We start from the raw sequence: 10,022 nt of genomic DNA, 5'->3' as shown, positions 1-10,022 counted from the left end.
TTTGACTAAAAAATGTAGCTTTTATCTTTCTTGTGCGTAAATCACAAATGCTATCTGCAAAAGTAGGTGTTATTTGTAGTTTCATGGCTTGAATATACATCTTAATAAGCTAACAAACAATGATTTATACCCTAAGTTTGGATGTTTGTTTTTGTCATGTACCTTGCAACGGTCTTAGGTTGTGACAACAATAAAAATCACAAAAAGACGCGCTTATTACCAGTTATCAAAAACCCTTGTAAATAATGGTTTTTTGAATTATTCAAACGATGAATAATGTGGGTTAAAGAACAGTCCTGCGGAGTTGAACTAAGACCTAAAGTAGTGCAAATATTTCTATTGAATTATCCATATATTAAAATAGTCATTTTTAATAGACCCACTACAAATATCATAAAAAAACACTCAAAATTTTATCGATTTTGAGTGTTTTTACAGTATTAAATTAACTACTTCTGAAAGTGCCTAATTAATGATTATTATTTTCTTATCAGTAATTTAACAATTCTTTTTTGTAGTAATGTCTTAGCTTATGTTCTTTTTGTCTGTCAGAACTAAAGCTAGCTACTTTTTTTAGATACCCTATTACTCTAGTAGCATGATCAACATTTTTAGAATCACATTTTTCACAACTGTATTTCGTTTGTTTGTCAATATGGTTACAATCTCTACAAACGGTAATTTTAATATTAAAACAGAAGTAATTACAGCCTGCTTTGGCTGTTGCATGAATAAGTTTAGTAAAACCTTCTTGATTTGGAGCTTCTTCTAAATTTAAATGTAAGGCAGAACCTCCATCTAGATATTTTATGATTTCATTACCGTGTAATATAATCTTGTCCAAGGTGTTAATTTCATTGTCTTCAACTGGATAAAAATAAGAATTATAACAATCTCTAGAGACCAAAAGGCCGTCTTGGCGATCCCATTTCGCGTTTTTAACACCTAAGTTTTCTGCAGGTACAAATTCGGTATTAAAAAGATAACCATAAATTTCCTTTGCTTTTTTATTTTCATCAAAAATTTCTTTTAGGTAAGAATTGACAAAGTTTTTATATTCCTCATTGTTTCCTGCAACAAGTCCTTTACTTTCTGCAGCTTCCACCATTCCATTGATTCCAATGGTAAGAAATTGTTTGTCTAATGAAATAAAACCCGCTTTATAAACAGGTAATAATCCTGCCGCTTTGTACTCCTCAATAAGAGTTCTATAAGCAACTTGATATTTGTGAATTTTTTGAACTTCTTCAACAATATTTGCGCCTTTCTGAACCAAACGATTAATATTAAGAGTAATTACATTGATGGATCCGGTTGCGACACCTCCTGCACCTAATGAATAACTAAATGTATTGTCACTAATTTCGTTTCTCAAGCGGCAGCAAGAAGCTAAGCTATCTGCGTTTTCTGATTGATAAATAAAGAAGGAGTTACCCTCGCTTAATTCTCGGGCGCACATTTCAGTAAAAGAAGGGTCTACCGGAATTCCCTCTTTTACCAGCATAGCAGCAGTTACCACGGGGAATGTTAGAATGGCTTTAGTTCGCTCTTGGTTGAACCATTTCATAAAAAATCCTTGCAATTTTTTTACACTTTCCCATTTAGGTTTTTTCATATCAGGAAAAACAAAATCGCCAAACATACTATTAAAGTAAGCTTCGTCATATAAAGAAATATTCCAAAAAACCGATTGATAACCACGAGCAGCCGCAGGTTGATTAACAGCATATACTACATGTTGTAAGTGATTAGCTATAACGTCGGTTTTTGTTTCTAAATAGTCTTTTCCATAATCTCTTGCGGCAAAATGGTCAAAGTACATTAGAAATTCTACTGTGGCTAAAGCCCCCGCAAACTGAGAACTGATCGCAAATACTAGATTCACAAATTCGCCACAAAAACTTTCTAAATGCTGGGGAGCTAAACTTTCTCCACCTAATTTTGTCAAACCATCAAACAGAAAAGGATACATACTTATAGATACACAATAAGGCTTTAAAGAAGTTTCGTCGTGTACATAAATTTCATGAGATTCAATTTGTCTTATATATTCGTTGGCTGTTTTTACTCCAAAAAGATCTTTTATTTTGCGCATCACCAAGGCGCGATTTACTTGAATATTAATGTCTTTGTTAAGCTCGGCTTCCATGGTGGCAATGTTTTTGGAAGTTACATTTGCATTGGCGTCTACTTTCGATCCATCTGCAGCGTTGGAGGAATGAATATATCGATCAATAAAATCAATTTTTTGGTCTACCTGTCTATCGGTGAGTCGTATCATATCTGTTTTTATTTGAGAATAAATAATTGAGGTTTTTGTTTTTTATGATGTCTTTAAATATTTGATTGGTGCTTTCGGATTCTAACCCACCCAGCTCCTGAGTCCACTTTCCTGTTTTAAGGAAGGTTAATTCATTAGAGATTTCTTTAGAAACAGAAGTTTCACCTGTATACAAACAGGTTTTGTATTTTTTGTACTTGGCAATTTTTAAAAGCTCTATTAATTCTTTCGAGTGCCATTCTCCTCCCATAAATAAAACACATGAGGCATAATCAGAATATTTATTTAAAGTTTCTATATAATTATTGACGAGTAGTAATTTACCGTTTTGTTCTTTCCATAAATAAGATGAATGACAGCCTTTACACTGTAGTTTACAGCCACAAATAGAAAAACACAAACTTATCTCACCAGGAACCTCTTGAATCACTACCTGAAAATCATGATAATACATACTTAAAATACTTTTATTAAATACTAATTAGTCTTTTATAAAAGTATTCATTTATTTAGATACAAAATAAATTAACCTGTATGAGTTATTAAGAATGTTATAAACAAAGGAGGTTTTGCGTTTTTAGGAACAACGCCTCCTAAAACTCGTAACAACATGATATTTATCACCTCATATCCTGCTCTTTAGCAGGTTCTTTGTGTTTTAACATTTCAAATTATAACTATGCCAATCAAAAGCTATTTAGCTCATCCACAGGAAGGTAAAAAATCAGAATTGATGCAAACACTAACTTCTTTGAACTATTGTAATGTGATTTCTGCAGAAAACAAAGATTTGTTAATTCTGATTACCGATACGGAATCAAACAGTCAAGAAGATGATTTGCAAGAGAAATTGAATAAAATAAAAAACATCAAGTTATTGGCTCTAGTTTCTGGTTTTAATGCTTCAAAAAAATAATTTATTATGAATACATCTACTTTAACCTCTAGAAGAGACTTTATTAGAAAAATGGCAATTGTGTCGGCCATGACGGCTGCAGCATCAATGTTTCCTGGTATTATATTTGCCAAAGAGCAAGAAGAAGGACTGCCTAAAGGAGGGGATTTGGATTGGAAAAAAGCACCGTGTCGTTTTTGTGGTGTAGGTTGTGGTATCTTAGTTGGTGTAGAAAAAGGAAAATCTGTTGCTGTAAAGGGAGACCCTAATTGTAGTGTTAACAAAGGATTACTTTGCGTAAAAGGCTATCATCAAATAATGTGTATTGGTGCAAAAGACCGATTAACACACGCCTTGGTTAAGAAAAATGGAGTTTATGTAAAAACACCTATTAATGAAGCTTTAGATTTAGTCGCTAGCAAAATGAAAGAAACCATAGAAAAACATGGTAAAGATTCAGTTGCCATGTACACCTCTGGGCAATCTACAATTCCTGAAGGATACGTAGCCTCTAAATTAATGAAAGGAGCAATTGGCACTAACAATTTAGATTGTAACGCTCGTTTATGTATGGCAAGTGCGGTAACTGGTTTTTTAACCTCTTTTGGGGCAGACGAACCAATGGGTTGCTATGACGATATTGACCATGCTGATTACTTTATTACTTGGGGAAATAATATGGCAGAAATGCATCCAGTTTTGTTTTCTAGAATGTTAGAGAACAAGAATAAAAGAGGTGCAAAAATTATAGATTTTGCTACGAGAACCACGCGTTCTAGCACGGCATCAAACAGGTCTATTTTGTTTGAGCCTCAAACTGATTTGGCTCTCGCAAATGCTATCTGTTATGAAATTATCAATAATGGATGGGTTAACAACTCGTTTGTAGACAAGCATTGTAACTTTAACAAGGGTCTAACGAATATCGGTTACGGAACAGAAGATAAGTTCAACTTTAAAGAGAAAGTTACTGGGATTTCTTTTGAGGAGTACAAAACCTTTTTAGAAGATTATACTCCAGAAAAAGTGTCTAAATATTCAAGAGTATCCGTTAAAGATATCAAATATTTAGCGGCTATTTATGGAGACCCAAACAAGAAGGTAGTTTCTTATTGGTGTATGGGAATGAATCAACATACTAGAGGAACGTGGATGAATAACTTAGTTTATAATATTCATTTATTAACAGGTAAAATTTCACAACCTGGTAATGGACCTTTCTCATTGACAGGGCAACCATCAGCATGTGGAACCGCAAGAGAAGTTGGGACATTTACACACAAGTTACCTAAAGGAGTGGTAACGAATGAGAAACATCGAAAGCTCGCTGCTAAAATATGGAAAGTACCTTATGAAAATATTTCTGCAAAACCTACCTACCATGCTACCGAAATGTTTAGAGCAGTTGATAGAGGTGATATTAAATTTATTTGGACACAAGTTACAAACCCATTAGTATCATTGCCGAAAACTAGTAGATACCGACCAGGTATGGAGAAAGATTCTTGCTTTGTCGTTGTTTCTGATGTATTCCCTACTCCTACTTCTGATGTTGCAGATGTTATTTTACCAGCGTCTTGGCATATTGAAAAAGGCGGATTGTATGGCAATTCTGAACGAAGAACCCAATACTGGCAAAAAATGGTTGAGGGACCTGGTGACACAACGGATGATGCATGGATGACTATTGAAGTTGCAAAACGTATGGGATATGGAGATCTGTTTCCATATTCTAAAGAAAATCACGTTGAAGAAATTTATGAAGAGTACCGTCAATTCCATGAAGGATCTAAGCACGGAATGGCGCCTTTAGATGTTTTAAAGAAAGAGTCTGGAGTAATTTGGCCTTATGTCAATGGCAAATCTACTAAATGGCGTTTCAACGCAGAATACGATCCAGCTTGTTCTAATGGTGAAAAATTCCATTTTTATGGAAAACCCGATGGTAAAGCTGTTATTTGGCAAAGACCTTACGAACCCGCAGCAGAATCACCAGATAGTCAATATCCTTTTTGGTTAAATACAGGACGTGTTGTTGAACATTGGCATACAGGATCTATGACACGTAGAATTCCAGTATTGCACAAAGCTATGCCACATTCATATGTAGAAATGCACCCAGATGATGCTGAAAATTTAGGATTTGCAAATGGCGAAAAAGCAAAAGTAATTTCAAGAAGAGGAACATGTGTACTCCCTGTTTCAATTAACGAAAGAGGCTTGCCAACAAAAGGACAAGTTTTTGTTCCGTTTTTTGATGAAAATATGATGATTAACGATGTTACTTTAGATGCCTTTTGCCCAATATCAAAAGAGCCCGATTACAAGAAATGTGCTGTAAGAGTTGAAAAAGTATAAATATGAAAAGACTTGGAATCATATCGCTATTTGTGTTTTTGTTGATTGCTTTTGTTACTATTTGGAATCGCAGTTATGAATTAGGGCTCGAAAAAGCATACGAGCCTTTGGAAGAGGGGCAGGCAATGCTAATTATACCTTCAGAAGAAGTATTTAAGAGGTTTGAATTTGTACTTGATTATTCAAAAATGCCTGTTGATGAAAAACATCAAAGAAGCTTGAAAACGTATTATAATAATCGAGCATATCACGGAGCTCCACCAAGTATTCCTCATCCTGTGGAAGATGAAAAAAGTTTGGGAGGAAATGATTGTTTGAAGTGTCATGGAAATGGTGGTTTTGTGAAAAAATGGAACTCATATGCACCTGTTACTCCACATTCAGATTATGAAAATTGTAGACAATGTCATGTTTCGGTTAAAACAAATAATTTATTTACAGCAACAAATATTGAGAAAATATCAGTTCCAAAAGTAGGTGTTAATAGCGCTTTACTAGGTAGTCCACCTGTAATTCCTCATCAAATTCAGCTAAGAGAAAATTGTTTGGCATGTCATGCTGGACCTAGTGCACCTAAAGAAATTAGGGTTTCACACCCAGAGAGAGTGAATTGTAGACAATGCCATGTGTTGAAGAATAAAGAAGTTACTGATATTGGAATTTTTATGAGGAAATAACTATGGTAATACTAACTACAAATATTAGAAGATTCCTCGATAAAATTAAGGAATCAAAAAGAAGGAGGGAAGTTATGAAAATTCGTAAATCTATACATAAAGATTATCTGAAAAATATTTCTAAAATAGTTTGTGTTTTATGGCTTGTGATATCAGTCATTTCTTGTAAAAATCACAATGAAGAATATCATAAAGTAACAGATAAAATTGAAGCTGAAAGTAAAAATTATCACGGTACTTCAATTAGTTCAGATAAATTTTTAGAAGAATTAAATCTTATAGAAATTACTGAAGGAGAACATACTTTTTTAATTCCAGAAAGAAAAAGTCAAATTCAGTCTTATGCCTGTACAGAGTGTCATACCGATGACTTAGACAAAATCAAAGGGAAAGACGTAAAAAAAGGACATTGGAATATTAGTCTTAATCATGCGAATGAAAATACGATGAACTGCCTTACCTGTCATAATGGAGACGATATGGATAATTTGAAAAGTTTGACAGGAAATAAAATTGACTTTGATTACAGCTATAATTTGTGTAACCAATGTCATACCAAACAGTTTGAGGACTGGAAAGGTGGAGCACATGGGAAAAAAATAGCGAGTTGGGCTCCTCCAAGAGCATCAATGACGTGTGTTAATTGTCATAATCCACACAGTCCTAGTTATGAAAAACGTTGGCCTGTTGGGTATAATTCACAAAAAAGACAAGAGAGAAAATAACCAAACACCTAGTGTTTTTATGTCTAGAAATATGAGTGAAAAGAAAAATAAATGGTTTTCCTTAAAACTTTCAAACAAAAAGAAAGTTGCACAAGAATCAAGTTCTTGTGGTTGTGGAAAAACAACTGATGGTTGTAATTCACATGAAACACCAGAGTTAGCAAAACCTGCTGATGGGTTCGATCAAGTGCTTGGAGCAACTATGGATAGAAGAAATGCATTTAAACAATTAACGGCAAGTTTACTTGTTGGAGCAGGTGCTGTTTCTACTTCGTGTAGTGTAACTTCAGATAGTGAATCTAAAGAAAAAGCACAGATTGATTGGGAAGAGCAGTTTAAAGGGAATTATAAGTTGATGTCTGATGACGAGAAAAAAGCAACCGTTGATCGTTTGGTTCGTTCACATCAGTTAAACACAAAGGGTGTCTTAGACATGTCTTCTAAACAAGCAGAGGAAGGTGTTCTGTTTGGCTATGCCTTTAATATTTCGAAATGTCAAGGTTATATGGATTGTGTGAGTGCTTGCGTTACCGAGAATAACCAAGATAGAAATTCGCAAATGGAATATATTCGAATTCATGAGATGAAAAACGGAATGGGAATTAATTTTAATGAAGCCGATGACAATTATTATCATGAAGTTCCTGCCGAAGGACATTTTTATTTAGGTACGCAGTGTTTTCATTGTGACAATCCACCTTGTGTTGAGGTATGTCCAGTTCAAGCTACTTGGAAAGAACCTGATGGGATTGTTGTAGTAGATTATGATTGGTGTGTCGGTTGTCGTTATTGTATGGCAGCTTGTCCTTACGATGGAAGACGCTTTAACTGGAGTAAACCAGAAGTACCAAAAGAAGAAATAAACAAAAATCAGCATTATTTAGGAAATAGATTACGCAAAAAAGGAGTTATGGAAAAATGCACCTTTTGTATTCAGCGTTCTAGAGAAGGACAAAATCCAGCCTGTGTGGAAGCATGTCCAACAGGAGCTAGAATTTTTGGAAATTTGTTAGATCCTAATAGTACAATTCGTTGGGTCTTAGAAAATAAAAAAGTTTTCCGTTTAAAAGAAGATTTAGGTACAGAGCCTAAGTTTTGGTATTATATGGATTAATAAAAGTAGGAGTTGTGGTTGTGTCTTTTATGTTTTGTTACAACGTGTTCTTGTCTGAAAAGATAAAAATCAGTTGAACTAAAAGTTTAAACATGCTTACTAAATAAATAAAAAAATAATGAGAAGTTTAATAGTTTTCAAAAGTTTGGTCATTGATAGTTTGGATATCATTACTCATGGAACCAAGAAATATCACCTTTGGATGGCGTTTTTAACGGCTATCATGTTGACTGGGATGTATTGTTATTCTATTCAGATTGAAGAAGGGTTACATGTTACTGGAATGACGGATATGGTGAGTTGGGGCTTGTATATTTCCAATTTCACTTTTTTGGTTGGGGTAGCAGCAGCGGCAGTTATATTGGTAATGCCGACCTATGTATTACACGATGTAGATTTTAAACGAGCTGTGTTGATTGGTGAAGGTATTGCGGTGGCTGCTTTGATTATGTGCTTGGCATTTGTTGTGGCAGATATGGGAGGGCCTTCTGTTTTATGGCATATGCTTCCAGGTATTGGGGTTTTTAATTTTCCTAACTCCATGTTAACTTGGGATGTTTTGGCCTTGAATGGTTATTTATTTATAAATATTACGATTCCGTTTTATATCTTATTTCGTCATTATCAAAATAAAGAGGCTTTGGCTAAAATTTATGTTCCAGGCGCAGTTTTATCTGTTTTTTGGGCGATTGGAATTCACTTGGTAACAGCGTTTTTATATCAAGGATTACAAGCAAGACCTTTTTGGAATAATGCTCTGTTAGGACCTAGATTCTTAGCATCTGCATTTGCGGCCGGACCAGCATTAATCATTTTAGTGTTGGCCGTGATACGTTCTCACACGGAGTTTAAAATTGAAAATAAAACCATAAAAAAAATTGCTTTGGTGGTAACTATAGCGGCGCAAATAAATATAATTATGCTTGTTTCAGAACTTTTTAAAGAATTCTACGCCCCCACTCATCACAGTGAAAGTGCTTATTACTTGTTTTTTGGCTTAGAGGGTAAAAATGCATTGATGCCTTGGATATGGACTGCGATTCCTTTAAATATTTTGGCAACAATAACCATGACTTTTCATAAACTTAGAAATAATTTTACCATACTTTATATTTGTTGTTTCTTATTGTTTCTTGCAATATGGATTGAAAAAGGCTTTGGGTTGATTGTTCCAGGATTTATTCCAGGTTCTTATGGGAAAATCGTAGAATACCTTCCAACGGGAATCGAAATAGGTGTAACCATCGGAATTTGGGCAATGGGTGCTTTTATTTTTACAATTTTAGCTCGAGTAGCTATTGAAATCGAAATAGGAAAACTGAAATTTAAAAAGAAATAGTGACCCTAAGTAGTAAAAATGACACTATTTTAGGTTGCTGAATTCAAGTCATAAACACAACCTTATTGTTAGATAATAATTGTTCCATAACAAATATGTGGGGTTCTAAATAAAACTGTTTTCAAGGATTGAATTTATCTTATACCAATTTGAATTTTAAAGGCCATCATAATTTGGAATATTTTTTATTCAGAGAAGCAATAAAAATAGAAACATAGCTCCTCTACAGTTTTGTTTTTGTGTGAAATATGAATGAAAAAGAAACGAATTTAATGCGTTATTTAAAAATCAAACTAGGTATTATCAATCAATTTCGATTCTCATTAGAACCACGTTCCCTCCAATGGTATGGTCTTACAAAACAACATTCAATATTTCAAAAATTAGACTACATTTTTATGCTCTACAGATTTATTTTCGAAGTCAGCCGTTATTGTGTACATAAGGCGCTTGTTATCAAGTGGTTCAAGACCGTTATATAATAATCTATTCGATTTAAGACCGTTGCATAATGCTCTTTTCATTTTTAGATTTCAATTTTGACTTTTTAAATCTAAAATTTATATTTTTTTTTCTTATTTTCATTGTTTATGTTAGTTATGGATCTATTTTTTGGTTCATTTTCCTTTAGTT

At 33.9% G+C, this 10,022-nt stretch carries 8 protein-coding genes; 6 read left to right on the top strand and 2 right to left on the bottom strand.

Annotated features, from left to right (window positions below; all coding sequences use genetic code 11):
• Window positions 1-490 precede the first annotated feature (490 nt).
• Together nrdD and nrdG are read right to left on the bottom strand one after the other, a co-directional pair.
• Window positions 491-2,281 carry an anaerobic ribonucleoside-triphosphate reductase gene (nrdD, locus tag V5787_RS05050; RefSeq protein ID WP_336892179.1) on the bottom strand — a complete coding sequence of 597 codons (1,791 nt, stop codon included), beginning with the start codon at window positions 2,279-2,281 and terminating at the stop codon, window positions 491-493.
• The gene (gene nrdG, locus V5787_RS05045; RefSeq protein ID WP_336892178.1) at window positions 2,262-2,735 is read right to left on the bottom strand and encodes an anaerobic ribonucleoside-triphosphate reductase activating protein; all 474 of its coding nucleotides are present in this window, start codon (window positions 2,733-2,735) and stop codon (window positions 2,262-2,264) included. Before nrdG ends, nrdD begins: the two co-directional genes overlap by 20 nt.
• Before the next feature lie 225 nt (window positions 2,736-2,960).
• On the opposite strand from nrdG, the gene V5787_RS05040 reads away from it, so the two are divergent.
• The 6 genes from V5787_RS05040 to nrfD all read left to right on the top strand — a co-directional run bounded on the left by V5787_RS05040 (window position 2,961) and on the right by nrfD (window position 9,389).
• Window positions 2,961-3,197, top strand: coding sequence for a hypothetical protein (locus V5787_RS05040; RefSeq protein ID WP_336892177.1), 237 nt, complete (start codon window positions 2,961-2,963; stop codon window positions 3,195-3,197).
• 6 nt (window positions 3,198-3,203) lie between these two features.
• Window positions 3,204-5,534 carry a molybdopterin-dependent oxidoreductase gene (locus tag V5787_RS05035; RefSeq protein WP_336892176.1) on the top strand — a complete coding sequence of 777 codons (2,331 nt, stop codon included), beginning with the start codon at window positions 3,204-3,206 and terminating at the stop codon, window positions 5,532-5,534.
• Between the two features lie 2 nt (window positions 5,535-5,536).
• On the top strand, window positions 5,537-6,211 hold the full coding sequence (locus V5787_RS05030) for a cytochrome C (protein WP_336892175.1): 675 nt from the start codon (window positions 5,537-5,539) through the stop codon (window positions 6,209-6,211).
• A gap of 74 nt (window positions 6,212-6,285) precedes the next feature.
• Window positions 6,286-6,936 carry a multiheme c-type cytochrome gene (locus V5787_RS05025; protein WP_336892174.1) on the top strand — a complete coding sequence of 217 codons (651 nt, stop codon included), beginning with the start codon at window positions 6,286-6,288 and terminating at the stop codon, window positions 6,934-6,936.
• Window positions 6,881-8,050, top strand: coding sequence for a 4Fe-4S dicluster domain-containing protein (locus V5787_RS05020; protein ID WP_336892173.1), 1,170 nt, complete (start codon window positions 6,881-6,883; stop codon window positions 8,048-8,050). Before V5787_RS05025 ends, V5787_RS05020 begins: the two co-directional genes overlap by 56 nt.
• Before the next feature lie 118 nt (window positions 8,051-8,168).
• Window positions 8,169-9,389, top strand: a complete 1,221-nt coding sequence (nrfD, locus tag V5787_RS05015; protein ID WP_336892172.1) for a sulfate reduction electron transfer complex DsrMKJOP subunit DsrP — start codon at window positions 8,169-8,171, stop codon at window positions 9,387-9,389.
• The last annotated feature ends 633 nt before the right edge of the window (window positions 9,390-10,022 follow it).

The organism is Flavicella sp. (genome assembly GCF_037132785.1).
Taxonomy (GTDB): Bacteria; Bacteroidota; Bacteroidia; order Flavobacteriales; family Flavobacteriaceae; genus Flavicella.
This window is presented reverse-complemented; position numbering and strand designations above follow the sequence as displayed.

Excerpts from the sequence above, each read along its gene's own strand:
- V5787_RS05020 (WP_336892173.1), top strand. The coding sequence starts at position 6,881 with ATGAAAAACGTTGGCCTGTTGGGTATAATTCACAAAAAAGACAAGAGA.
- nrdG (WP_336892178.1), bottom strand. The coding sequence starts at position 2,735 with ATGTATTATCATGATTTTCAGGTAGTGATTCAAGAGGTTCCTGGTGAG.
- V5787_RS05025 (WP_336892174.1), top strand. The coding sequence starts at position 6,286 with ATGAAAATTCGTAAATCTATACATAAAGATTATCTGAAAAATATTTCT.
- nrfD (WP_336892172.1), top strand. The coding sequence starts at position 8,169 with ATGAGAAGTTTAATAGTTTTCAAAAGTTTGGTCATTGATAGTTTGGAT.
- nrdD (WP_336892179.1), bottom strand. The coding sequence starts at position 2,281 with ATGATACGACTCACCGATAGACAGGTAGACCAAAAAATTGATTTTATT.
- V5787_RS05030 (WP_336892175.1), top strand. The coding sequence starts at position 5,537 with ATGAAAAGACTTGGAATCATATCGCTATTTGTGTTTTTGTTGATTGCT.
- V5787_RS05040 (WP_336892177.1), top strand. The coding sequence starts at position 2,961 with ATGCCAATCAAAAGCTATTTAGCTCATCCACAGGAAGGTAAAAAATCA.
- V5787_RS05035 (WP_336892176.1), top strand. The coding sequence starts at position 3,204 with ATGAATACATCTACTTTAACCTCTAGAAGAGACTTTATTAGAAAAATG.